The sequence below is a fragment of the Streptomyces herbicida genome, assembly GCF_032656585.1.
Classification (GTDB): domain Bacteria; phylum Actinomycetota; class Actinomycetes; order Streptomycetales; family Streptomycetaceae; genus Streptomyces; species Streptomyces herbicida.
The window spans coordinates 1-23,725 of record NZ_JAUYWJ010000015.1; the positions used below are offsets into that span (position 1 = coordinate 1).

Sequence of the window (23,725 nt, forward strand, 5' to 3'; positions counted from 1 at the left end):
GGCCGCCGAGCTGAACGGCCGCCCACGCAAAACGCTCGGCTGGGAAACCCCAGCCGAGCGCCTGCATAAACTGCTCGCGGCCTGATCAACACGACCACGTGTTGCAACGACCCCTAGAAAGCGCCGAACGGGCGGGGCCTTCGTGCGGGTGCGAGGCCTAGGCCAGCAGCGCCGGGATGGTGTCCTCGTGGGCCTCGCGCAGCTCGGTCAGGGAGAGCGCGAACTCGCCCTGGACCTCCACCGAGTCGCCGTCGACGACACCGATACGGGCGACCGGAAGACCGCGCGCACCGCACATGTCGTTGAACCGGACCTCCTCCGAGCGCGGCACGGCGACGACCGCACGCCCCGCCGACTCGGAGAACAGGAAGGTGAAAGCGTCGAGCCCGTCCGGTACGACCAGCCGCGCGCCCTTGCCGCCGAGCAGCGCCGACTCGACGACCGCCTGGATCAGACCGCCGTCGGACAGGTCGTGCGCGGAGTCGATCATGCCGTCGCGGGAGGCGGAGATCAGGATCTCGCCGAGCAGCCGCTCGCGCTCCAGGTCGACCTTCGGGGGCAGGCCGCCGAGGTGGTCGTGGACGACCTGGGACCAGGCCGAGCCGCCGAACTCCTCACGGGTGTCGCCGAGGAGGTAGAGCAGCTGCCCCTCCTCCTGGAAGGCGACCGGCGTGCGGCGCGCCACGTCGTCGATGACGCCGAGGACCGCGACGACCGGGGTCGGGTGGATGGCCACCTCGCCCGTCTGGTTGTAGAGCGAGACGTTGCCGCCGGTCACCGGGGTGCCCAGCTGCCGGCAGGCGTCCGCCAGGCCGCGGACGGCCTCCGCGAACTGCCACATGACGGCCGGGTCCTCGGGCGAGCCGAAGTTCAGGCAGTCGGAGACGGCCAGCGGCTTGGCACCGGTCGTCGCCACGTTGCGGTAGGCCTCGGCGAGGGCCAACTGCGCGCCCGCGTACGGGTCGAGCTTGGCGTACCGGCCGTTGCCGTCCGTGGCGATCGCGACGCCGAGGCCGGTCTCCTCGTCGACACGGATCATGCCGGAGTCCTCGGGCTGGGCGAGGACGGTGTTCCCCTGCACGAAGTGGTCGTACTGCGAGGTGATCCACTTCTTGGAGGCCTGGTTGGGGGAGCCCACCAGCTTCAGGACCTGGTCCTTCAGCTCCTCGGGGGTCACCGGGCGCGGCAGCTTGTTCGCGTCGTCCGCCTGGAGCTCGTCCTGCCAGGACGGGCGGGCGTACGGGCGCTCGTACACCGGGCCCTCGTGGGCCACGGTCCGCGGGTCGACGTCGACGATCTTGCCGCCGTGCCAGTAGATCTCCAGGCGGTCGCCGTCGGTCACCTCACCGATGACGGTGGCGATGACGTCCCACTTCTCGCAGATCTCGAGGAAGCGGTCGACCTTCTGCGGCTCCACGACCGCGCACATGCGCTCCTGCGACTCGCTCATGAGGATCTCCTCGGGCGAGAGCGTGGAGTCGCGCAGCGGCACGTCGTCCAGCGTGACGCGCATGCCGCCGGAGCCGTTGGAGGCGAGCTCGGACGTGGCACAGGACAGGCCGGCCGCGCCGAGGTCCTGGATGCCGACGACCAGCTTCTCCTTGAAGGCCTCCAGGGTGCACTCGATGAGGAGCTTCTCCTGGAAGGGGTCGCCGACCTGGACGGCCGGGCGCTTGGAGGGCTTGGCGTCGTCGAAGGTCTCGGAGGCGAGGATCGAGGCGCCGCCGATGCCGTCGCCGCCGGTCCGGGCGCCGTACAGGACGACCTTGTTGCCCGCGCCGGACGCCTTCGCGAGGTGGATGTCCTCGTGCCGCATGACGCCGATGGCACCGGCGTTGACCAGCGGGTTGCCCTGGTAGCAGGAGTCGAAGACGACCTCGCCGCCGATGTTGGGCAGGCCCAGGCAGTTGCCGTAGCCGCCGATGCCGGCGACGACGCCCGGCAGGACGCGCTTGGTGTCGGGGTGGTCGGCGGCGCCGAAGCGCAGCGGGTCGACGACCGCGACCGGGCGGGCGCCCATCGCGATGATGTCGCGGACGATGCCGCCGACACCGGTGGCCGCGCCCTGGTAGGGCTCAACGTACGACGGGTGGTTGTGCGACTCGACCTTGAAGGTGACCGCGTAGCCCTGGCCGACGTCGACGACACCGGCGTTCTCACCGATACCGACGAGCAGCGCGTCGCTCTGCGGGGCCTTCTCGCCGAACTGGCGCAGATGCACCTTCGACGACTTGTACGAGCAGTGCTCGGACCACATGACCGAGTACATGGCGAGCTCGGCGCCGGTCGGGCGGCGGCCCAGGATCTCCACGATCCGCTCGTACTCGTCCTTCTTCAGACCGAGTTCGGCCCAGGGCAGCTCGACGTCGGGGGTCGCGGTCGCGTGCTCGACCGTGTCCAGAGGCGTCCGGCTCATGCGCCCACCAGCTTCTTGAGGATCGAGGTGAAGAACGGGAGGCCGTCGGTACGGCCCGTACCGATCAGCGGCTCGACGGCGTGCTCGGGGTGTGGCATCAGGCCGACGACGTTTCCGGCCTCGTTGGTGATGCCGGCGATGTCCCGCAGCGAGCCGTTGGGGTTGAAGTCCAGGTAACGGAAGGCGACCCGCCCCTCGGCCTCCAGCTTGTCGAGCGTGTACTCGTCGGCGACGTACCGGCCGTCCATGTTCTTCAGCGGGATGTGGATCTCCTGGCCGGCGCTGTAGTCGCTCGTCCAGGAGGTCTCCGCGTTCTCCACCCGCAGCTTCTGGTCGCGGCAGATGAAGTGGAGGTGATTGTTGCCGAGCATCGCGCCCGGGAGGAGATGGGCCTCGGTGAGTACCTGGAAGCCGTTGCAGATACCGAGGACCGGAAGTCCGGCCTTCGCCTGCTCGATGACGGTCTCCATCACCGGCGAGAAGCGGGAGATCGCTCCGGCCCGCAGATAGTCGCCGTAGGAGAAACCACCCGGCAGAACCACGGCGTCGACCTGCTTGAGGTCCTTGTCCTTGTGCCAGAGGGCAACCGGTTCGGCGCCCGCGAGGCGGATCGCGCGCTGGGTGTCCCGGTCGTCGAGACTCCCCGGGAAAGTGACGACGCCAATACGAGCGGTCACTTCGCGGCCTCCGCGACTTCCTCCACCTTGACGGTGAAGTCCTCGATCACGGTGTTGGCGAGGAAGGATTCCGCAAGATCGTGGATGCGGGCGAGCGCGGCCTCGTCGACCGGGCCGTCAACTTCCAGTTCGAATCGCTTTCCCTGACGTACATCGGAGACGCCTTCGAAACCCAGCCGCGGCAGTGCGCGCTGCACCGCCTGGCCCTGGGGGTCGAGGATCTCCGGCTTGAGCATGACGTCGACTACGACGCGTGCCACTGGCACTCCCGGTGTGTGGTGCTGAGCAGGTTCCTTCAGACTACCCGCACAAAATTTCTACGCGAGTAGAGTTGTAGGAAACTACGTGACGGGCATCACGATCAGGTGTCGAACGGGTGCCTTCACCAAAAAATCTGGGAAAGTTCGGCGGTCCACCCGTGGCAGCTATTGCGCCCGGACACGCGGGCGGATTTAGTCGGGCTTCACTTTGCATTGCCGGGCACTGTACAAATGAATTGGCAATAGCCGATACTTTGCCCAATAACAGGCGGACAGTCGACATCTCCCGGGCGTCTTGGCACGTCACCGCAGAGGGGTGTCGCACGAAGGGACCGATATTCGTGGCGCAGAAGGTCGTGGTCACTCTCTTTGACGACATCGACGGCTCGGAAGCGGCGGAAACGATCGCCTTCGGACTCGACGGCAAGTCGTACGAGATCGACCTCAATCAAGCCAATGCCAAGAAACTGCGTAAGGCTCTTGAGCCGTACGTGGCGGCCGGCCGCAAGAGGGCGAAGTCGGGCAAGACCTACCGGCAGACCGAGGTCGCTCCCGATCCCGCGGCCGTCCGCGCCTGGGCCCAGGCGAACAAGATGGACGTGCCCGCGCGCGGCCGGATCCCCAAGAAGGTCTACGAGGCGTTCAGCGCCGCGCAGTGACGCCCGCGAGGGGTGAGTCCTCAGGGTCCGTCACCGGACCCTGAGGACAGCCGACTTGGACGCCGTGAGCAACCGACTTGCGCTACCCCCCTGCTGATCAGCTAATGTCTGGAGCACGCCGAGGGGCGAGGCCGAAAGGCCGGATCCCACGGAGTACACGCGGGTGTAGTTCAGTAGCAGAACATCCCCCTTCCAGGGGGAAGGCGCAGTGTGCGATCCCTGTCACCCGCTCTGGCACCACTACCGTCCCAAGGAGTCTTGAGGATCAGGTAGGCTGGTGTTCGCACCGATCGGTGGGAGCCGGTCGGGAGCAGTGCGGACGTAGCTCAGTTGGTAGAGCGCAACCTTGCCAAGGTTGAGGTCGCGAGTTCGAGCCTCGTCGTCCGCTCCAGAGAAGCCCCGGTCTTCAGACCGGGGTTTTTTCGTGTGCCTTCCGCGAGCGTCCGTCTGACATTTGTCATGCCGAGTGATGACACCGCGCACTGCTGCCCGGCCCCGCCCGCCGGGACGCTGACTTCATGGACATCAACGAGCACGAGCACGTGATCGAGGTCACCGACCTCCGGCGTGTCTACGGGGGCGGGTTCGAGGCGGTGCGCGGAATCAATTTCTCCGTGGCCCGCGGCGAGATCTTCGCGCTGCTGGGCACCAATGGCGCGGGCAAGACGTCGACGGTCGAGCTGCTGGAGGGCCTCGCGGCACCGGCGGGCGGGCAGGTGCGGGTCCTCGGCCACGACCCCTACCTGGAGCGGGCCGCCGTACGGCCGCGCACCGGAGTGATGCTCCAGGAAGGCGGCTTCCCCTCCGAGCTGACCGTCGCCGAGACCGCGCGAATGTGGGCGGGCTGCACCAGCGGGGCCCGGCCGGAAGGCGAGGCGCTGGCGCTGGTCGGGCTGGCCGGGAAGGCCGATGTGCGGGTGAAGCAGCTGTCCGGGGGTGAGCGGCGGCGCCTGGATCTGGCGCTCGCGCTGCTGGGCGAGCCCGAGGTGCTGTTCCTCGACGAACCGACGGCCGGGCTCGACGTCGAAGGGCGCCGGGACACCTGGGAGTTGGTACGGGCGCTGCGCGAGACCGGCACCACCGTGCTGCTCACCACGCACTACCTGGAGGAGGCGGAGGGCCTCGCCGACCGGCTCGCGATCCTGCACGAGGGCCGCATCGCCGCCTCCGGCACGCCCGCCGAGGTCACCGCCGGCCGGCCCGCCCGCATCTCCTTCGAACTGCCCGAGGGCTACTTCCTCGGCGACCTGCCGCCGCTCGCCGCGCTGGCGGTGTGCGGGCACGAAGTGGCGGGCAGGACCGTCCGGCTGCGGACCCGGGAACTCCAGCGGACGGCCACCGGGCTGCTGGTGTGGGCCGAGCGGGCCGGGGTCGAACTGCGCGGCCTCGACATGCGGTCGGCCTCGCTGGAGGAGGCGTTCCTCGGGATCGCGCGGGAGCAGGAGCCCACGGCAGGAGCGGCGGCATGAGCACCCTGGCATCCGCACCGATGGCCCGGCGGCTGCGCGCCCTGGCCCGGGCCGAACTCACCCTGCTCGGCCGCAACCGCAGTGTCGTCCTCACCGCGCTGCTCATGCCGCTCGCGCTGCCGTTCAGCGTGCGGCCCGCGGTCGACCAGATCGACCTCAAGGCCGAGGGACTGACCATCGGCACGGTGATGCTGACGGCCGCGATCGGCTTCTCCTTCCTCTTCGCCGTGTACACCTCCCTGGTGAGCGCCTTCGTCGCCCGCCGCGAGGAACTGGTCCTCAAACGGCTGCGCACCGGCGAACTCGGCGACCTCGAGATCCTCGTCGGCACGTCCCTGCCGGCGGTGTCCGTCGGGCTCGCACAGGCGCTGGTGCTGTCCGTGGGCTGTGCGGTGCTCTTCGACGCGGGGACCCCCAAGGCGCCGTTCCTGACCGTGCTCGGCCTGCTGACCGGCCTCGTGCTGTGCGCCGTGCTCGCCGCCCTCACCTCGGCCTTCACCAGGACGCCGGAGAGCGCCCAGGTCCCCGCGTCGCCGCTGGCGATCGTGTCGATGATCGGCTCGGGCATCGCGATCCCCACCGAGCTCCTGCCCGACCGGTTCGCCTCCGTCTGCGAACTCCTCCCGCTCTCCCCCGCCATCCGTCTGGTCCAGGCCGGCTGGACCGGTCGGTTGAGCGCGTACGAGGCGCTGGGCGCCGTGGCGACCGCGCTGGCCTGGACCGTTCTGGCGGTGTTTGCTGTACGGCGGTGGTTCCGGTGGGAGCCGCGGCGCTGAGTACCGGGGAGCACATGGTGGGGCGGATACGGCGGTTGCATCAGCGTCACTGGCGGGAGCGCAGCAAGGCGGAGCGCGTCGAGCTGCAGAGCCTGGTCACCTGGCACGCCACCCTCTGGGGCCTCCCGCTCAGCTGGCTGATGCTGCCGCTGGTGGGCGGGCTCGACCGGCGGCCCGTGCCGATGGTGCTCGGCGTGCTGCTGGTCGCCGTGGACCTGCTGCAGTGCGCGGCCGCGAGCCGGCTCGTCCGGCCCGCGCTCGACCACTACCTGGGGCGCGCCGCACTGCCGCCCCGCTCCCAACGCGCCCCCGCCGTCCTGCTCGGCGTGGCGCTCGCCCTGATCACGGCGCTTGCCGCGGTCGACGGGACCGATCCGTTCACGGCCCGGCTGGCGATCGCGGCGGTGCTCATGCCGTTCGGGCTGCCGTACGCGCTCATCGTGCCCGTCCCGGTGTTCCTGCGCCGGTCCGGGGTCCTCACGGCGCTGATCGTGGGCGCCTTCGCGATCGTGCGCCTGGACGGTCTCGGTGTCCTCGCGACAACGGTGGTGTGCGGCTTCGCCACCGGCTTCGCCCTGATCGCCGCGCGCTGCGGCGCCTGGACCCTGTCCGTGCTCTGGGAGGCCGAACACGCCCGCGAGATCGAGGCCCGGCTCGCCGTCGCCGAAGAGCGGCTGCGCTTCGGGCGGGATCTGCACGACGTGCTGGGGCGGAACCTGTCCGTGATCGCTCTCAAGAGCGAGCTGGCCGTGCAACTGGCCCGGCGGGGGCGGCCGGAGGCGGTGGAGCAGATGATCGAGGTGCAGCGCATCGCGCAGGAGTCGCAGCGGGAGGTGCGCGATGTCGTACGGGGCTATCGGGAGGCCGATCTCGATGTCGAACTCGTCGGCGCGCAGGGTGTGTTGACGGCAGCCGGGATCGCCTGCGAGATCACCGGTGCCGCCGACGGGCTGCCCGCCGACGTGCAGTCCGCGCTCGGCTGGGTGGTGCGGGAGGCCGCCACCAACGTGCTGCGGCACGGGGACGCCGGGCGGTGTGCGGTGAGTCTGCGGGTGCTGGAGGGACGTGTGGTGCTGACGGTGGAGAACGACGGAGCGTCCGGAGCCCCCGACGGGAGTGGGGGTTCCGGACTCGCGGGGCTGCGGGAGCGGCTGGCCGTGGTGGACGGGACCCTGAAAGCGGGAACCGTCGGCGAGGACGGGTTCCGGTTGGTGGCCGAGGTGCCCTTGGCGAATGTGAGTGGAGTCACGTCATGAGTTCCCCGGTACGGCTGTTGCTCGCCGACGACGAGCATCTGATCCGCGGGGCGCTGGCCGCGCTGCTCTCCCTGGAGGACGATCTCGTGGTGGTTGCCGAAGCGGCGACCGGGCCCGAGGCGCTGGCCATGGCGCGGGCCCACGAACCGGACGTCGCGGTCCTGGATCTTCAGATGCCGGGCGCCGACGGTGTGAAGGTCGCCACATCCCTGCGGGCCGAACTGCCCGGCTGCCAGGTACTGATCGTCACCGGACACGGACGGCCCGGCCATCTGAAACGAGCCCTTGCGGCAGGTGTGCGCGGTTTCGTCCCGAAGACCGTCAGTGCCCAGCGGCTCGCGGAGATCATCCGTACCGTGCACGCCGGAAACCGCTACGTCGACCCGGAGTTGGCCGCCGACGCGATCTCCGCCGGGGACTCGCCGCTGACCGCGCGCGAGGCCGAGGTCCTGGAGCTGGCCGCCGACGGGGCACCGGTCGCGGAGATCGCCGAGCGGGCCGCGCTGTCGCCGGGGACCGTGCGGAACTACCTCTCCTCGGCCGTGATGAAACTCGGGGCCGAGAACCGCCATGCGGCGGTGCGTCTCGCACGGGAGCGAGGTTGGGTATAGTTGCTTTCGCGCGCAGCGCAATGCGGACGTAGCTCAGTTGGTAGAGCGCAACCTTGCCAAGGTTGAGGTCGCGAGTTCGAGCCTCGTCGTCCGCTCCAGCAGGGCCCCCGGTTTCCCGGGGGCCTTTTGCGTTACGCCCAGCTCGTGCCCGTCAGGCGCTCGTACGCCTCGACGTACTTCGCCCGGGTGGCGTCCACGACCTGCTGCGGCAGCGGCGGCGGGGGCTGCTCGCTCTTGCGGTCCCAGCCGGACTCGGCGGAGGTCAGCCAGTCGCGCACGAACTGCTTGTCGTACGACGCCTGCGCCCGGCCCGGCTGCCACTGGTCGGCCGGCCAGAAGCGGGAGGAGTCCGGGGTGAGGACCTCGTCGGCGAGGACGAGGGTGTCTCCCTCGAAGCCGAACTCGAACTTGGTGTCGGCGAGGATGATCCCGCGGTCACGGGCGATGTCCCGGGCACGGTTGTAGACGGCGAGGGTGGTCTGGCGCAGCTGGGCGGCGGTGTCGGCGCCGACCTGCCGGGCGACCTCCTCGTACGACACGTTCTCGTCGTGCTCCCCGACCTCGGCCTTGGTGGCCGGGGTGAAGATCGGGGCGGGCAGCTCGGAGCCGTCGACGAGCCCCTCGGGGAGGGCGAGGCCGCAGACCGTACGGGACTGCTGATACTCGGCGAGGCCGGAGCCGGTGAGATAGCCGCGGGCCACTGCCTCGACCGGGATCATCCGCAGGGACTTGCAGATCAGGGTGCGGCCCGCCCAGTCGGCGGGCGCGCCCGCGGGGAGCTCGGTGCTCAGGACGTGGTTGGGGGCCAGGTCGGCGAGCTGGTCGAACCACCACAGGGAGAGCTGGGTGAGGACGCGGCCCTTGTCGGGGATCTCGGTCGGCAGCACCCAGTCGTAGGCGGACATGCGGTCGCTGGCGACCATCACGAGGTCGCCCGCCTCGTTCTGGTACAGCTCGCGCACCTTGCCGGTGTGCAGATGCACCAGACCCGGAACCTGGATCGGCTCGGGCTTTTCGACGAATCCGGACACGGTTCCTCCCCGTGGTTCTGTCCAATGGCTCGATTGTCCCGTATCGGACATGGACCACGGACAGGGGGTCAGTCGCGCTTGCAGATTCGGTCCAACAGGTTGGCGGTGGCCCGCTGGATGCGGGGGTCCACGTGTCCCGGCCGGTCCAGGGCCGGCGACCAGGCAAAGGTCCCCGACGCGAAGACCAGGGCGCCGGAGGGCGCGCGGTACAGGGAGGTCTCCTGGTGGCGCAGGACGCCGTCGTTGTCGGTGTAGGGGGAGTGGGCGAGGAGGATGCGCTCCTCGTGGTCGGGGAGCGGGGTGCGCGGGAAGTAGCGGTCGGCCTCGCCGGCCACCAGGCCCGCCAGCTCGTCGCCCTCGCCGGCGCCGGTCGCCTCCCACAGCCAGTGGCCGGCGTTGCGGACGACCAGCGGATGGGGCTCGGGGACCCGGCCCGCGTACTGGATGCCGACCAGCTGCTGTTCGGGACGGTCGATCTCGCGCCAGAGCACCGGCCTGCCCGGTCCCTTGCGCTTGCGGCAGGTGAGCAGGCGGTCCGGGACGCCGGACGGGGCGGGGCCCAGCTCCACCTGCCAGTACATGGTGTTGGCGGAGAGGAAGACGAGCGAGGTGCCGCTCTCGCGTGCGATCTCCACCGTGCGGCGCATCTGGGTCGACCAGTACTCGTCGTGGCCGGGGAAGACCAGGCCCCGGTAGCGGGTGGGGTCGACACGTCCGGCGTGCAGATCGCGGGCGTCGGCGTAGGCGAGGTCGTAGCCGTACCGTTCCGCCCAGCGGATGAAGTCGTAGGCGTGGCCGACGTGCAGGGGCAGGCCCGCGCCCGCGTACGGGCGGTCGAAGGAGACCGTGGTCGCGGCGTCGGCCTCGCCGAGCAGCCGGCCCTTCACGTCCCAGGCGTGGTAGAGGCTGGCGCCGGTGTGGCCGTCCTCCGGATAGAGGTTGTAGGCCTGCCAGGTGATGTCGGGGAGCAGCAGGAGCAGATCCGCGGGGTGGCTGTCGCGGACCGTGAACGGCACGTGGGAGCGGTAGCCGTCGGCGGTGGTGAGCACGGCCACGTGGGCGCCGTTGCTCCAGTACGACGGGATCTGCAGCCGCCAGGACAGCCACCAGTGGTGGCAGGAGACCGTGCGGTCGGCGGTCAGCGGCGGGGGCTGGACGATCCCGGAGAGCCGGGGGCTGGTGGTGATCTTGGCGGCGCCGTCGCCGCCGTAGTGGCCGATGCGGTAGATGTCGACGCTGAACTGCTGGGGCGGGTCGACCGTGATGTGGAAGTCGACGGCCTCGCCGGGCGCGACCGCGCCGGTGGAGGTGAAGCCCTTGATCTGGCGGTGGACGTCGTCCGCCGAGCGGGGGCCGCCGGAGGGGCGCGGAGCCGGCACACGCGGCCTGCCGGTGCCCGCCGGGGGCGCGTGCTGCTGGGTTGCGTCCACGTACCAGGGGACGACATGGCCGGTGTCGTCGAAGTAGGTCTCACTGCCGCGCAGCCAGGGAACCGGTCCCTGGCCGAAGGGGTCCGTGACGGCGTGTGCCAGTGCCCCCGACTCCCAGCGGCGGATCTGCTCGGATCCCATGGTCGCTCCCCTCCCTCGGGCCCCCGTGCTGTGCGTGCGATGCGGCTGTCGTATGTCGTAAGCCCTTGCCATGTGCGCGATCGGTCCCAGCACATCACATAACGCACGCGCACGGTCACTATTCGTTGCGAATTGACCTGAAATGGAAGATGCCGCTCCGCTACGGCGGACCATCGTCCGAGGTCAGACAAGTCGTACCGGCTTCTCCGGGCGTATCCCCGACTCGATCAGCCAGGCTCGAAGGGGGTCCGGATCCCCTTCCTCGGTCAGGCTGAGCACCCGGGAGGTCAGATCCGCGGCCCGCTCGCCGTTGATGAGCAGGGACGGGCCGTCGAGCCAGTCGAGGCCCGGGACCGCGCCGGCCGTGTCCATCGCCGCGCAGCACACCATCGCCGTGACGTGGTCGGCGAGGAGCTCGCGGGCGGTACGCGGGGGCTGGAGGGGGAACAGGGGCAGGGCGCCGTCGTCCCAGAGGCCGGTGTCGGGGCCCTCACCGGGGCGGGCCGAGCCGGTAGGCAGTGCGGCGGAGGCGGACGCGGAAGCCTCCTCACGGGCCAGCTCGGCGCTGAGCCGCGCGGCGAGGGCGGCACCGCACTGGTTTTCGGAGTCGTCGTCGGGCTCGTCGTCGTACGCGGCGGTGCCCGGGAAGCGCCGGTCGTATCCGGCGTCTGTGCCGACTCCTCGGGCTCCTTCGGCTCCTTCGGCTCCTTCGGCGACCGCGCCCTCGGGCGGCTTGTCCACCGCGGGGCCCCCCTCCGCCTCGGCGCACGCACCGTCCGGCGAGGGGCAGCCGTCGGCCCCGCCCGGTGGATCCGACAGGTGGTCGAGGACACGGGACAGGGTGGGGCCGCCGGCGTCCGTGGCCGTGGGATCGGGGGCGGGGCGGACACCGAGGGAGTCCAGGACCCGGTGGAGACGGGCGGCGTCGGTGCGCCACTTACGATCCACGACCTCGTCCGGATACTCCTGCCAGTCCACCGGGGACCAGTCCGGACCCGGCTCCGCGGGGCCGCCGTGGAAGAGGCGGGCGGCGAGCAGGGAGGCGGCCTCGTCCACCACGCCGGGCTCTTCCAGCAGATCACAGGCGGGGCGCTCGCCCAGCCGGGAGGCGAAGCCCTCGGCCAGGCGATCCCGCCGGGACAGCTCGGTGAGCGCCGCGACGACACCCGCGTCCAGCCGGGAGGGCCAGCGGCCCATCCGCCAGGCCGGCAGCGCGACCCGGGTCAGCAGCCGGTCCCAGCCCGCGTACGCAAGCCCCACCTGCTCCTGGGCGACGATCCGCAGGCCGTAATCCACAGCCTGTGCACGCTCGGCGGCCGCGGCGGCCACGCCCCGCTCCATCTCGGCCGCATGGTCCCGGCAGCCGCGCAGCAGCAGCCGGGCCACCCAGCCGACGCCCGCGAGCACGGAGCGGGCGAGCGGGCCACGGCCGGGCGCCGAGGTCACGGCGACCGCCGCGTCCAGCCCCCGGACGAAACGGCGGGCGGCCGCTATGTCCGGGTGCGCCGAGGGGCCCGTACCGGCGACGACCGGGGCGAGCACCGCGCGCAGCTCGCCGACCCGCATCCACCACAGGAACGGGGAGCCGATGACGAGGACGGGCGCGGCCGCCGTGCGGCGATGGGTGCGCCGGCCCAGGTCCGCCAGCTCGTCGTGGTGCTCGGGCGGGGGCGGTCCGTGCGCGGGGTGGGTGCGGTCCTCCAGCCAGCTGTCGCAGTCCGGGGTGAGCGCTATGGCGGAGGGCGCGGGGACGTCGAGCCGGTCGGCGAGGTCGCGCACCATCCGGTACAGGTCGGGGGCGGACTCCTCCGGGATCGCGACCGTCGGGCTCACGGCCGGACGGGAACGGGCCACGATCAGCGCGATGCCCGCCGCGGCCAGCAGCACCAGCAGCGCGACCCCGCTCACGGTCCAGCGGGCGAGATCCCAGCCGCGGCCGGGCAGATGGCCCGTGGAACCGCCGGCCAGCAGGATCACGGCGGCCGCCGCGGGCAGCAGGGCCACGGCCACCGCCCGGCCGCGGATCCGCAGCACGGCGAGGGCCCGGGACCGCGCCGCCTGCGCGCCCGCCTCCACACCCATTCCGGTCACGACCGGACGTCACCCCCTCCCTGATGCCCTGGTGCTGTCCTGGCGTTGCTCACTCCCCCACTGTGGCACCCGCCGGGGACATCGCAATGCCGGTGGGCCAAGTGCCGGAACGCTTGCGCCGCACCCTAGTTGGGGCCTCGGCCCCCGTCAGCCGGATGGGGCATTGCTCACTCGATGGAATGGCTTTGGTCAGAGGTGTACGACAGAAAGCAATGATCAGGCCCCGGATTTCTCCGGGGCCCGAGGCATGGCACGAGGACGGCGGTCGTCCAGTGGTTGTACGGCGGTTACGCGCCCGCCGCGGCCTTCGCGGCGATGTCCGTACGGTGCTGTGAACCGTCGAGGCCGATGCGCTCCACGGCCGCGTACGCGCGCTCGCGAGCCTTGGTGAGGTCCTTGCCGGTCGCCGTGACGGACAGGACGCGGCCGCCCGCGCTGACGATCGCGTCGCCCTCGCGCCGGGTGCCCGCGTGCAGCACGTACGCGTGCGGGGCGTCCTCGGCGGCCACCCGGTCGAGGCCGGTGATCGGGTCGCCGGTGCGCGGGGTGCCGGGGTAGTTGTGCGAGGCGACGACGACGGTGACGGCCGCGTCCTCGCTCCAGCGCAGCGGGGCCAGGTCGGCGAGGGTGCCGTTCGCGGCGGCGAGCAGGATGCCGGCCAGCGGGGTCTTCAGACGGGCCAGGACCACCTGGGTCTCCGGGTCGCCGAAGCGGGCGTTGAACTCGATGACCCGGACACCGCGCGAGGTGATCGCGAGACCGGCGTAGAGCAGCCCGGAGAACGGGGTGCCGCGCCGGCGCATCTCGTCGACGGTGGGCCGCAGAACGGTCCGCAGGACCTCTTCCACCAGCCTGGGCTCGGCCCACGGGAGCGGGGAGTACGCGCCCATGCCGCCGGTGTTCGGGCCCTCGTCGTTGTCGAGGGCCCGCTTGAAGTCCTGCGCCGGCTGGAGCGGGACGACGGTCTCGCCGTCGGTGATCGCGAAGAGGGACACCTCGGGGCCGTCGAGGAACTCCTCGATGACGACGCGCCCGCACTCGGCCGCGTGCGCCTTGGCGGCCTCGATGTCGTGCGTGACGACCACGCCCTTGCCCGCGGCCAGTCCGTCGTCCTTGACGACGTAGGGGGCGCCGAAGGCGTCGAGGGCCTCGGTCACCTCCTCCGCGGTCGTACAGACGTAGGACCGGGCGGTGGGTACGCCGGCGGCCGCCATCACGTCCTTCGCGAAGGCCTTGGACCCCTCGATGTGCGCGGCCTCCTTGGAGGGGCCGAACACCGGGATGCCCGCCTCGCGCACGGCGTCGGCGACCCCGGCGACCAGAGGGGCCTCCGGGCCGACGACCACGAGGTCGGCCTCGAGGTCTGTGGCCAGCGCGGACACTGCCTTGCCGTCCAGGGCGTCCACCTGGTGCAGCTCGGCGACCTCGGCGATGCCGGCGTTGCCGGGGGCGCAGTGCAGCGCGGTGACGTCGGGGTCGAGGGACAAGGAGCGGCACAGGGCGTGTTCGCGGGCGCCGCTGCCGATGACGAGGACCTTCACGGGGTCAGCCTATCCGGCGCGGGCCGAGGTGTTTGTACGGGCTTCCGAAGGCCGGGAGCGGAGGACGCTGTACGTTCCTCCGAACGACCGGACCCGTGACCCGCTCCGCTGTCCCCGTCCGCTCGCGAACTCCTCTGTTCGCCCGCGAACTCCGCTATTCGTTCGAGAACTCCTCGACCACCGTCGCTCCCAGCTCCCGCACGATGAGTTCATGGCCGGAGAGGGCCGACTCGTCGAGGTCCGGGTCGTCGTCCTCCGGGATGTCGTCCTCGGGGGCCACCGCGGCCGGCTCGGGGGCGGCCGTCGACTGGGGTGCCGGGGACGGGGCCGCCTGGGCCGGGGGCTGGGCCTGGGGGGCCGCGGGGGACGGCTGGGGGGCGGCGGGGCGTTGCGCGGGGGCGCCCTGGCCACCGGCGCTCTGATTGCCGTAGCCGCCTGCACCGGAGCCGCCGTAGCCGCCGGCGCCGCCTCCGCCGTGCCCCGGGGAGCCGCCCGACGGCGGGGGCGCCGAACCGCCCGACGGGTCGACGATCGCCTCGACCTTCCACTGCACGTTGAACTGCTCGGCCAGGGCCTGCCGCAGCACGTCCTCACTGCCGCTGCTCGCGAAGTTGTCGCGGGCGCCGGCGTTGACGAAGCCGAGCTGGAGGGTGGTGCCGTCGAACCCGGCCACCTGGGCGTTCTGGCTGAGCAGGATCCAGGTGAAGCGGCGGCGGTTCTTGACCGCCTCCAGGATGTTCGGCCAGAGCATGCGCGGGTCGAGGCCGCCGGGAGCCGGGGCCGCGGGGGTGACGGGTGCCGCGGGAGCGGCAGGCGCTGCCGGGGGCGCGGAGGCCGCGGGGCCGGGGGCGGCCGGTGTCTGGGACGGCCGGCCGCTGCCCGCCGGGGCAGCCGTGGGCCAGCCGCCGGGGCGTCGGCCGGCGCCGGTGGGTGCGGCGGTGGGCCAGGCGCCGGCGGCCGGTGCCTGGGCAGCGGTGGGAGCGGGGGCCGGGGCGGGAGCGGATGGCTGCGGGGCGGCTGCCGCCGGGGGAGCCTGCGCCGGAGCGGGGGGCTGGACGCCCTGGTCACCGCCACCGGCCGCGCCGGGCGCACCGGCGCCCGCCGGAGCCGGAGCATCCGAACCGCCGCCGGTGGACCGCACTGCCGCCCTGGCCGCCGCCATGCCACCACCCGGCGGAACGGGCATCGCGCCGGCGGCCGGTGCCGCACCCATGTGCGCCTCGGGACCGGGAACGTAGCCCGCCGCGGGTACGCCACCGCCGCCGGAGAAGTTGACGCCCCGCTCGAGACGGTCGAGGCGGGCCATCACCGAGCGCTCGTCGCCGTAGGCGGCGGGCAGCAGCACGCGCGCGCAGATGAGCTCGAGCTGGAGGCGGGGCGAGGTGGCGCCGCGCATCTCGGTGAGGCCCTCGTTGACGAGGTCGGCGGCGCGGCTGAGCTCGGCGGCGCCGAAGATGCCGGCCTGGGCCTGCATGCGCTCGATGACATCGACCGGGGCGTCCATGAGCCCCTTCTCCACGGCGTCCGGGACGGCGGCGAGGATCACCAGGTCCCGCAGCCGTTCCAGCAGGTCGGCGACGAACCGGCGGGGATCGTTGCCGCCCTCGATGACACGGTCCACGACCTCGAACGCCGCGGCCCCGTCCCCTGTGGCGAACGCCTCGACGACGGAGTCCAGGAGCGACCCGTCCGTGTATCCGAGGAGGGAGGTCGCCATGGCATACGTCACACCGTCCGCGGCCGCACCCGCGAGCAGCTGGTCCATGACGGACATGGAGTCACGCACGGACCCCGCGCCCGCACGCACCACCAGCGGCAGAACACCGTCCTCGACGGGGATGTTCTCCTTCTGGCACACCTCGCCGAGGTAGTCCCGCAGGGTGCCCGGCGGGACGAGCCGGAACGGATAGTGATGGGTGCGCGAGCGGATGGTCCCGATGACCTTCTCGGGCTCCGTGGTCGCGAAGATGAACTTGAGATGCTCGGGCGGCTCCTCGACGACCTTGAGCAGCGCGTTGAAGCCGGCCGACGTGACCATGTGGGCCTCGTCGATGATGTAGATCTTGTACCGACTGCTCGCGGGGCCGAAGAAGGCCTTTTCGCGCAGCTCACGGGCATCGTCCACACCACCGTGCGAAGCGGCGTCGATCTCGATCACGTCGATCGATCCGGGCCCGTTCCTGGCCAGGTCCCGGCAGGACTGGCACTCACCGCACGGGGTCGGCGTGGGCCCCTGCTCGCAGTTCAGGCACCTGGCGAGGATCCGCGCGCTGGTCGTCTTGCCACACCCGCGCGGCCCGCTGAACAGGTACGCGTGATTGACCCGGTTGTTCCGCAGCGCCTGCTGCAGCGGGTCCGTGACATGCTCCTGCCCGATGACCTCGGCGAAGGACTCCGGGCGATAGCGGCGGTACAGCGCGAGAGACGACACGCATACGAGGTTATAGGCGCCCACTGACAACCAGCCCCGCCCGCAAACTCAAGCGCCCCCCACGCACCCGCCAGAGCCGACCTACCCTTGCTGCCTTCCGGCCCTGGGGGAGTTCAGTCAGATAGCGCCGCGTGAGGGGCTGCGCAAAGAGTACCCGATCCCGGCCAGCAGGAACGAGTTCGCGAGCACTCCCCTCGGTCATGTAATGTTTCCGGCGGAGGATTCGCCTAGAGGCCTAGGGCGCACGCTTGGAAAGCGTGTTGGGGGCAACCCCTCACGAGTTCGAATCTCGTATCCTCCGCCAGCTCAGAGGGCCGGACCATGAAAGTGGTCCGGCCCTCTGGCGTTCGCCCGTCTCACAGGTTCGGATCCTGCCGGGGGAACAGCCCCTCGGAGTGATCTCCGAGGGGCTGTTCCGTTGCCCCGGGGTACCAACGGGAGACTCAGTACTGCTCGGTCTCCATGAAACCCGTGCCCCCGTTGTCGTCCGCGTCGAAGGCGGCGGCGGTCGGGTCGAATCCGGGCGGGCTGTCCTTCAGGGCCAGGCCCATGCCGGCCAGCTTCGCCTTGACCTCGTCGATCGACTTCGCACCGAAGTTGCGGATGTCGAGGAGGTCGGCCTCGGAACGCGCCAGAAGTTCACCCACCGAGTGGACGCCCTCACGCTTGAGGCAGTTGTAGGAGCGGACCGTGAGCTCCAGCTCCTCGATCGGCAACGCCATGTCCGCGGCAAGGGCGGCGTCCGTCGGGGACGGACCCATGTCGATGCCCTCGGCGTCGATGTTCAGCTCGCGGGCGAGACCGAACAGCTCGACCAGGGTCTTGCCGGCCGACGCCATGGCGTCACGCGGACGCATGGCCTGCTTCGTCTCGACGTCGACGATCAGCTTGTCGAAGTCGGTGCGCTGCTCGACACGGGTCGCCTCGACCTTGTACGTGACCTTCAGCACCGGGCTGTAGATCGAGTCGACCGGGATACGGCCGATCTCCTGGCCCACCTGCTTGTTCTGCACGCCGGAGACGTAGCCGCGACCGCGCTCGACGGTCAGCTCCATCTCCAGCTTGCCCTTGCCGTTGAGCGTGGCGAGGACCAGGTCGGGGTTGTGCACCTCGACACCGGCCGGGGGCGCGATGTCGGCGGCGGCAACCAGACCCGGGCCCTGCTTGCGCAGGTACATCACGACCGGCTCGTCGTGCTCCGAGGAGACGACCAGCTGCTTGATGTTGAGGATCAGGTCGGTGACGTCCTCCTTGACGCCCGGCACGGTGGTGAACTCGTGCAGGACGCCGTCGATACGGATGGACGTGACCGCCGCACCCGGGATCGACGACAAAAGGGTGCGGCGAAGGGAGTTGCCGAGGGTATAGCCGAAGCCCGGCTCCAGCGGCTCGATCACGAACCGGGAGCGGAACTCATCGACGACCTCTTCGGTCAACGAGGGACGCTGAGCAATCAGCACGAGGTATTGCCTCCAGTGTTTGGCGCCCGCTATGTGACGCCGTAGACACCACGAAGGGTACGGGCGGTTCGGCCGTCCATGAGGCCGAACCGCCCGTACCCGCCCGTGTGCCGACCGGTCGGCGGACGCGGCGCTCACCGAAGTGAAGTGCAACGATCAACTACTCCTCCCCCTGAAGTCGGCCGCCAGTACAGTTCGTAGGCGCATACTGAGGGCGATGACAAAGCCTGCTGCACCGAAGCGTCATTTGCCCACCAGCCCCTTCAAGGCCCCGGTCACCCCGGCTCCCAAGCACTTCGCCTTGGGCGACCAGGTCACACACGACACGTACGGCCTCGGCCGGGTGATCGGCATCGAGGACGGAATCGCGGCACTCGTGGATTTCGGCTCTACGCAAATGCGGATCTTGAGCCCGTACGCCAAGATGACCAAGCTGTAGGACCGCTGTGCCCCGTCACGGCACGCCAGGCCCCTTCAGGGACCTGCAACCAAAGGGAGACCTCTCATCGATCCGACGTCGCTGTTCTCCGCCCTGGAAGGGCAACCCCGCTGTGCCACTGCAGCATCGCCGCCTCCGGCGACGAACCCCTTCCAGGCCCCGGACTTCGGGGAAGACGAGACTTTCCTGCACGAGGATGCACAGGAGCCCCCCTCGGGCATGCGTGCCACGCAACCCAAGGCGGCCTAGCTGTATTGATCACGAGTGCGGTGGGCCGGCTTCGGTGCTGTGAAGTGACATTCACCGCACGATCCGTACCGGCTTCGACACCGTCACCTGGTCCAGGTCCGACACCCGCACCGTGACGTTCATCGTCCAGGTGCCGGGGATCGGCAGGTTGAGGGAGGCGGTTCCCCAGTAGCCGCCCTTGTCGGTGATCTTGGCGTCGAGCGGGCCGATCTTCTGCGCGGTAAGGGTGAAGGAGAGGCGGAGTTCGGGAACGGTGGCCAGGCCGCCGTCGGGGCCGAAGACCACGGCCTCCACGGAGTTCCGGCCCACCCGGCCGGGGTCCAGGGTGATCTGGACCTTGCCGCCGTGGTTGCCCACCCGGAAGGGGACCATCGTGACGGAGGCGGCCGGTATGCCGGTCGCCACCGCGCCCGACTCCGCCGCCTCGGCCGCCGCCCGGCCCGGCAGGGTGCCGGTCAGGAAGGTCGTGATCACCAGCACCGCGACGCCGACCATCACCTCCGCGAGCACGGAGCGGCGCAGACCCCGGCGGACGGGATCCGGCTCGAAGGACGTCGCGTCGGACGGCTCCGGCGGTGCGGGCGGTGTCCCGGGCGCCCCTCCGACCGGCTCCGGTACGCGCTGCCGTACGGCCCCTGTCACCCGCGCGGCCACCAGCCGCGCCGTCCACCGTCGCGACCACCCCGCCGCCGCCAGCAGCAGCGCCACCGCGCCCAGCTTGGCGATCAGGAGACGGCCGTACGACGTGTCCGTGAGCGCGTTCCAGGAGCCCAGGCCGCGCCAGGACTGGTAGACGCCGGTCACGACCAGGACGGTCACGGAGGCGAAGGCGAGGCGGGAGAAGCGGGTGACCACGGCGGGCGGCACGGGTTCGGCGGCGCGGTGCAGCGTCGTGAGCAGGGCCGTGAGGCCGCCCAGCCAGACCGCCATCGCCAGGAGGTGCAGAAGGGACGAGGGCATCGCCACCGGCACCTGGATGCCCGCCGAGGCGTGCTCGGCGGCCGCCCAGGTCAGGGCCAGGCCGACGGAGAGGACGCCCGCCGCGGTCAGGGCCGGGCGGGACCAGCGCCTCACGCGCAGAAGCAGGATGGCCGCGACGAGCAGCAGCGCCAGGCGGGCCAGCAGGGCAAGTCCCGGGCGGCCGGTCGCCGTGCGGGCGAGGGCCGCGACGTCGAAGGCCGTCGTCGGGCCCCTGCCCTCCTCGTACGGAGCCCGGAGCACCAGCAGGACCACGGTGGCCCCGAACAGGGCCCACCAGCCCGTCACGACCGGCCTGCGCAGCGGGCCGGAGTCCGGCGGACGGCACAGGGCCAGGAACGCGAGCGTGCCGATGAGGAGGGCGCCGGCGCCGTACGCGACGTAGCGGACGATGTTGTAGAGGCCGACGGTCGTGGGGTCCTCGGTGGAGCCGTCGGTCACGGTCGCCGTGGTCGCGGAGGGCTTGCCCACGGAGAAGGTGAAGGCGCCGGAGACCGGGTGGCTGTCCGCCGAGACGACCCGCCAGGCCACGGTGAAGGTGCCGGTGCCGAGCTTGCCGGGCAGGCTGATCCGGGCGGTGTCGGAGCTGCCGGGAGCGTGCTGCGGTTCGCCGGTGCGGACCCGGTGGTTGGCGGGGTCGTACACCCGGAAGGAGTCGTCGAGCAGGGCGACGGACTCGGTGAAGGTCAGGGTGACGTACTCGGGTGCGGACTTGAGGACGCTTCCGTCCGCGGGGTCGGTGGACCGGAGGGCGGCGTGTGCCGAAGCGGGACCGGCTCCGCCGAGGAGGAGCAGGACCAGCATGGTGCCCAGCAGCACCAGCCCTTGAAGTCGCCGGTTACCACAGAAGACACCGCTACGCCCTTCGCCCACGTCCACCGCTCCGTCTTCGGACTCGTGCTCCCGGATACGTACGGACGAACCGTCCGCCGCGCTCACCAGTCTGCCCCCGCGCCCAGGTCGTCAGGAGTCGCCGGGGAAGGCCGCCTCCCGGGTGAGGAAGGCCAGTTGGGCGTGCTTTTCCGGCAGATACACGTCCGGGACGTCGATTTCCGGCAGGACGACCGCCGGGCCCCTCTCGAAGCCCTGCCGCACGAAACGGGCGATGGCCTTCTCGTTGCGCACGTCCGGGTCGACCACGATCCGGCGCCGGTCCAGACCGAGCAGGCAGTACGAGGCGAAGGCGGTCAGCAGCGCCGAGGTCCAGCCGGGCCGCGGGCCGTTCTGCCCGGCGGGTGCGACGAGCAGATGCATGCCGATGTCGCCGGGCCGGACCTCGTAGCACTCGGCGACCCGGTCGGCCTCCGGCTCGTAGGTCTGCAGGAGCGCGGCCGGTGCGCCGTCCACGGCCGCCAGGAAGGCGTGGTGGGTGGCGAGCGTGTCCATGTGGGCGTAGATCTCCCGGACCTGCTCGCGGTCGAGGCCGTTCATGCCCCAGAAGGCGGCCCGCTCCTCGCTGACCCAGGTGTGCAGGACGCCGGCGTCGGCCTGTGGGTCGAGGGGCAGGATGCGGACGGTCCCGAACCCGCTGATCGGCCGCACGTGGACGGCCTCGCGGGCGGGGGCGGCGTACGGGTCAGACATCGAAATCCCTTTCGAGGCGGTCCCAGTCGGTGACGACCGGGGCGAGCTGTCCCCCGAGCCACAAGGGGAGTTGGTCACGGTGGTGCGGTGAGCCGGGGACCCCGCAGGCGCCGAAGGGCACCACCCAGCGGCTGTCCTCGCGGCGGGCCAGGTCCCAGACGTAGCGGGCGGCCGGGCCGCGGGCGGCGAGGTCGGTGAGTCCGGGCACGGCGGAGGTGCACAGCACACAGTCGTGGTCGCCGGACAGACCGGGTTCGGCGGACGGGGAGTACGGCGCCCCGGGCAACGCCCGCCAGGGGGCGAGGCGGTGGGTGTCGGCCCAGGTGCCTGTCGGCCGGCCGGCGGCGACCTCCTCGAGGGCGGCACGGACGGTGGCGGGGCGGTCGATGCCGTACAACTCCTCGGCGCTCAGCAGGTGTTCGAGGGCGAAGCCAACGCGTGGGACGAGGGCCAGCCAGGGCAGCAGGACCTCCGGGTAGGCGGGCGGCTCGGTCAGCGCGGCGAACGCCGGATGCGCGGCGAGACGGCGTACGACCGCGCCGCGCACCGCAGCGAACACCGCCGCGTCGGCACTGTCCGCGTCCATCCGGCGGTTCCAGGCCAGGAGGCGGTCCCGGAGCCGCGCCGCCTCGGGGGTGAGGTCGTCGAGGGCGGCCGAGTGGTCCAGCAGGGGCGCGGCGGAGCCGAGACGGGTGTCCGTGTGGATCGCGGGCATGTCGGCGGCGGACCAGGTGCGGCGCTCGTCGAGGAGGGCGCGGATGCGGTCGGCGCGGTGGGGCGGGGCGAACTCGGTGCCGAGGGGGGTGGCCGGGCCGCGCTGGTTCGCCATCACCGCGATGCCGTCGGTCAGCCCGGCGCGGGGCGTCTCGTGCCAGCCGGTCCACTCGTGGCCGGCCACCCAGGCGGGCACCAGCCGCGTCCGGTTGGCCTCCGCCCGCACCGGCACCCGCCCGGCGACACGGTGCAGCAGACCGCCCTCGGTGTCGGCGGCCTGCACGACGTTGACCGGCTCGGCCCAGCCGTCGAAGGCCCGGTCGACGTCGGCGACGACACGGGCACGCAGCAGGGGGAGGAGGGCGCTGAAGCCCAGGTCCTCGGTGACCCGGGGCGGGTAGCGGAGGGCGAGAGCGGTGGGGACGGCGGGATCGCCGCCGTACGGGTGGGCGGGGTCACCGCCGTACGGGTCGGCGGGGTCACCGCCGTACGGGTCGGTGCCGTCCAGGCCCTCCGGTCCCCCGGCGATCACCGGACCCCGTTCCGTCTCGATCACCTCCACCTCGACCGGTGTCTCCCGGGCGACCTGCACGGTCTCCGTGTGCCGGACGACGCGCCGCCAGGTGCCGTCGGGGCCGAGGGCCTCGACCCCGGCGCCGGTGCGGCGCAGGCGTTCCCGGTACAGGTCCTGGTAGTCGGCCATGGCGTTGGTGATGGCCCAGGCGACCGTGCCGGTGTGGCCGAAGTGGGCGATGCCGGGGACGCCGGGGACGGCGAGGCCGACGACGTCGAACTCGGGGCAGGCCAGGCGGATCTGCTGGTAGACGCCGGGGTCCTCGATGAAGCGGTGCGGATCGCCCGCGATGACGGCATGCCCGGTGACCGTGCGCTCGCCGCTCACCAGCCAGCCGTTGCTGCCGGAGCCGCCGGGACCGTCGGCGGCGAACAGGGCGACCGCGTCCGGTCCGAGGTGCCGTGCGACCTGCTCCCGCCACAGCTTGGCCGGGAAGCCCGCGAACAGGATGTGGGTGCCGAGCCAGACGCCGAGCGGGGTCCAGGGCTGCCAGCGGCCGGGGGCGAGACCGGTGCCTGTGAACTCGGGGCTGCGGCGGGCGCCTTCGGCCAGGCCCTCGTTGACGCCGTCGACGTACGCCCGTACCCAGTCCGCGGTCTCCGGGTCCCGCTTCTCCAGGGTGGTGAAGCACCGCCGGGCGGTGTCGTCCAGGCGGGCGCGGCGGGCGAACACGTCCCAGGCCAGGGCAGAGGTGCCGAGGAAGGACGCGGAGGTGCCCCGGGACCGGTGCCGCTCGACCTCCAGCTGCCAGGCGCGGTCGAGCGCGGTGACCCGGCCCTGGGCGCGGGCGAGTTCGCGGGCGCTGCCGGCACGCACGTGCGGGATGCCCCAGGCGTCGCGGTAGATCTCGGTCGTCACCCCTGTGACACCCCTTTACTTTAGGTTAGCCTTGCCTAAGTTACCCGGTCAGGAATCGTACGCGAAGGGTGCAGCAGGTG

At 71.6% G+C, this 23,725-nt stretch carries 18 protein-coding genes, 4 tRNA genes and 1 other RNA gene; 10 read left to right on the forward strand and 13 right to left on the reverse strand.

Annotation, left to right across the window (positions count from 1 at the left end):
* Positions 1 to 157 precede the first annotated feature (157 nt).
* The 3 genes from purL to purS are packed head-to-tail and all read right to left on the reverse strand — an operon-like array spanning position 158 to position 3,353.
* The gene (purL, locus tag Q8A52_RS29035; RefSeq protein ID WP_316756760.1) at positions 158 to 2,416 is read right to left on the reverse strand and encodes a phosphoribosylformylglycinamidine synthase subunit PurL; all 2,259 of its coding nucleotides are present in this window, start codon (positions 2,414 to 2,416) and stop codon (positions 158 to 160) included.
* The gene (gene purQ / locus Q8A52_RS29040; RefSeq protein ID WP_316756761.1) at positions 2,413 to 3,093 is read right to left on the reverse strand and encodes a phosphoribosylformylglycinamidine synthase subunit PurQ; all 681 of its coding nucleotides are present in this window, start codon (positions 3,091 to 3,093) and stop codon (positions 2,413 to 2,415) included. The genes purL and purQ overlap by 4 nt, the downstream gene beginning before the upstream one ends.
* Entirely contained in the window at positions 3,090 to 3,353 is a 264-nt protein-coding gene (gene purS / locus Q8A52_RS29045; RefSeq protein ID WP_030620556.1) for a phosphoribosylformylglycinamidine synthase subunit PurS, read from the reverse strand. The genes purQ and purS overlap by 4 nt, the downstream gene beginning before the upstream one ends.
* A gap of 341 nt (positions 3,354 to 3,694) precedes the next feature.
* On the opposite strand from purS, the gene Q8A52_RS29050 reads away from it, so the two are divergent.
* From Q8A52_RS29050 to Q8A52_RS29085, 8 genes are all read left to right on the forward strand, one after another.
* Positions 3,695 to 4,012 (forward strand): histone-like nucleoid-structuring protein Lsr2, encoded by a 318-nt coding sequence (locus Q8A52_RS29050; RefSeq protein ID WP_263210394.1) that lies wholly within the window; start codon positions 3,695 to 3,697, stop codon positions 4,010 to 4,012.
* A gap of 159 nt (positions 4,013 to 4,171) precedes the next feature.
* Positions 4,172 to 4,243 (forward strand) — tRNA-Gly (locus Q8A52_RS29055).
* 84 nt (positions 4,244 to 4,327) lie between these two features.
* Positions 4,328 to 4,403: transfer RNA gene (locus tag Q8A52_RS29060), tRNA-Gly, on the forward strand.
* A gap of 127 nt (positions 4,404 to 4,530) precedes the next feature.
* Positions 4,531 to 5,481 (forward strand): ABC transporter ATP-binding protein, encoded by a 951-nt coding sequence (locus Q8A52_RS29065; protein WP_316756765.1) that lies wholly within the window; start codon positions 4,531 to 4,533, stop codon positions 5,479 to 5,481.
* Complete coding sequence (locus tag Q8A52_RS29070; RefSeq protein ID WP_316756767.1) at positions 5,478 to 6,257, forward strand: ABC transporter permease; 780 nt, start codon at positions 5,478 to 5,480, stop codon at positions 6,255 to 6,257. Before Q8A52_RS29065 ends, Q8A52_RS29070 begins: the two co-directional genes overlap by 4 nt.
* A 14-nt stretch (positions 6,258 to 6,271) precedes the next feature.
* A complete protein-coding gene (locus Q8A52_RS29075) occupies positions 6,272 to 7,513 on the forward strand; it encodes a sensor histidine kinase (protein ID WP_408649270.1) in 1,242 nt (413 codons plus the stop codon).
* Positions 7,510 to 8,124 carry a response regulator transcription factor gene (locus tag Q8A52_RS29080; protein WP_316756771.1) on the forward strand — a complete coding sequence of 205 codons (615 nt, stop codon included), beginning with the start codon at positions 7,510 to 7,512 and terminating at the stop codon, positions 8,122 to 8,124. The genes Q8A52_RS29075 and Q8A52_RS29080 overlap by 4 nt, the downstream gene beginning before the upstream one ends.
* Before the next feature lie 22 nt (positions 8,125 to 8,146).
* Positions 8,147 to 8,222: transfer RNA gene (locus Q8A52_RS29085), tRNA-Gly, on the forward strand.
* Positions 8,223 to 8,255: 33 nt separating this feature from the next.
* Here Q8A52_RS29085 and Q8A52_RS29090 read toward each other — a convergent pair.
* From Q8A52_RS29090 to ffs, 6 genes are all read right to left on the reverse strand, one after another.
* Positions 8,256 to 9,155, reverse strand: coding sequence for a phosphoribosylaminoimidazolesuccinocarboxamide synthase (locus tag Q8A52_RS29090; protein ID WP_316756773.1), 900 nt, complete (start codon positions 9,153 to 9,155; stop codon positions 8,256 to 8,258).
* Between the two features lie 68 nt (positions 9,156 to 9,223).
* On the reverse strand, positions 9,224 to 10,726 hold the full coding sequence (locus Q8A52_RS29095) for a N,N-dimethylformamidase beta subunit family domain-containing protein (RefSeq protein WP_316756775.1): 1,503 nt from the start codon (positions 10,724 to 10,726) through the stop codon (positions 9,224 to 9,226).
* Between the two features lie 183 nt (positions 10,727 to 10,909).
* Positions 10,910 to 12,808, reverse strand: a complete 1,899-nt coding sequence (locus Q8A52_RS29100) for a hypothetical protein (RefSeq protein ID WP_316757213.1) — start codon at positions 12,806 to 12,808, stop codon at positions 10,910 to 10,912.
* 296 nt (positions 12,809 to 13,104) lie between these two features.
* Positions 13,105 to 14,358 carry a phosphoribosylamine--glycine ligase gene (gene purD / locus Q8A52_RS29105; RefSeq protein WP_316756777.1) on the reverse strand — a complete coding sequence of 418 codons (1,254 nt, stop codon included), beginning with the start codon at positions 14,356 to 14,358 and terminating at the stop codon, positions 13,105 to 13,107.
* 154 nt (positions 14,359 to 14,512) lie between these two features.
* A complete protein-coding gene (locus Q8A52_RS29110; protein WP_316756779.1) occupies positions 14,513 to 16,789 on the reverse strand; it encodes a DNA polymerase III subunit gamma and tau in 2,277 nt (758 codons plus the stop codon).
* A gap of 45 nt (positions 16,790 to 16,834) precedes the next feature.
* Positions 16,835 to 16,933, reverse strand: an RNA gene (gene ffs / locus Q8A52_RS29115) — signal recognition particle sRNA small type.
* A gap of 72 nt (positions 16,934 to 17,005) precedes the next feature.
* Here ffs and Q8A52_RS29120 point away from each other — a divergent pair.
* A tRNA-Ser gene (locus tag Q8A52_RS29120) sits at positions 17,006 to 17,093 on the forward strand.
* A 139-nt stretch (positions 17,094 to 17,232) separates the two neighbouring features.
* On the opposite strand, the gene Q8A52_RS29125 is transcribed toward Q8A52_RS29120, so the two are convergent.
* Positions 17,233 to 18,249: a DNA-directed RNA polymerase subunit alpha gene (locus Q8A52_RS29125; RefSeq protein WP_316756781.1), complete on the reverse strand. Its 1,017-nt coding sequence runs from the start codon at positions 18,247 to 18,249 to the stop codon at positions 17,233 to 17,235.
* 217 nt (positions 18,250 to 18,466) lie between these two features.
* On the opposite strand from Q8A52_RS29125, the gene Q8A52_RS29130 reads away from it, so the two are divergent.
* Complete coding sequence (locus Q8A52_RS29130) at positions 18,467 to 18,688, forward strand: hypothetical protein (protein WP_316756782.1); 222 nt, start codon at positions 18,467 to 18,469, stop codon at positions 18,686 to 18,688.
* A gap of 300 nt (positions 18,689 to 18,988) precedes the next feature.
* Here Q8A52_RS29130 and Q8A52_RS29135 read toward each other — a convergent pair whose 3' ends face one another.
* The 3 genes from Q8A52_RS29135 to Q8A52_RS29145 form a co-directional block, all read right to left on the reverse strand.
* Complete coding sequence (locus Q8A52_RS29135; protein WP_316757216.1) at positions 18,989 to 20,734, reverse strand: copper resistance CopC/CopD family protein; 1,746 nt, start codon at positions 20,732 to 20,734, stop codon at positions 18,989 to 18,991.
* A 144-nt stretch (positions 20,735 to 20,878) separates the two neighbouring features.
* Positions 20,879 to 21,499 (reverse strand): GNAT family N-acetyltransferase, encoded by a 621-nt coding sequence (locus tag Q8A52_RS29140; protein ID WP_316756784.1) that lies wholly within the window; start codon positions 21,497 to 21,499, stop codon positions 20,879 to 20,881.
* Positions 21,492 to 23,645 carry a penicillin acylase family protein gene (locus Q8A52_RS29145; protein WP_316756787.1) on the reverse strand — a complete coding sequence of 718 codons (2,154 nt, stop codon included), beginning with the start codon at positions 23,643 to 23,645 and terminating at the stop codon, positions 21,492 to 21,494. Before Q8A52_RS29145 ends, Q8A52_RS29140 begins: the two co-directional genes overlap by 8 nt.
* Between the last annotated feature and the right edge of the window lie 80 nt (positions 23,646 to 23,725).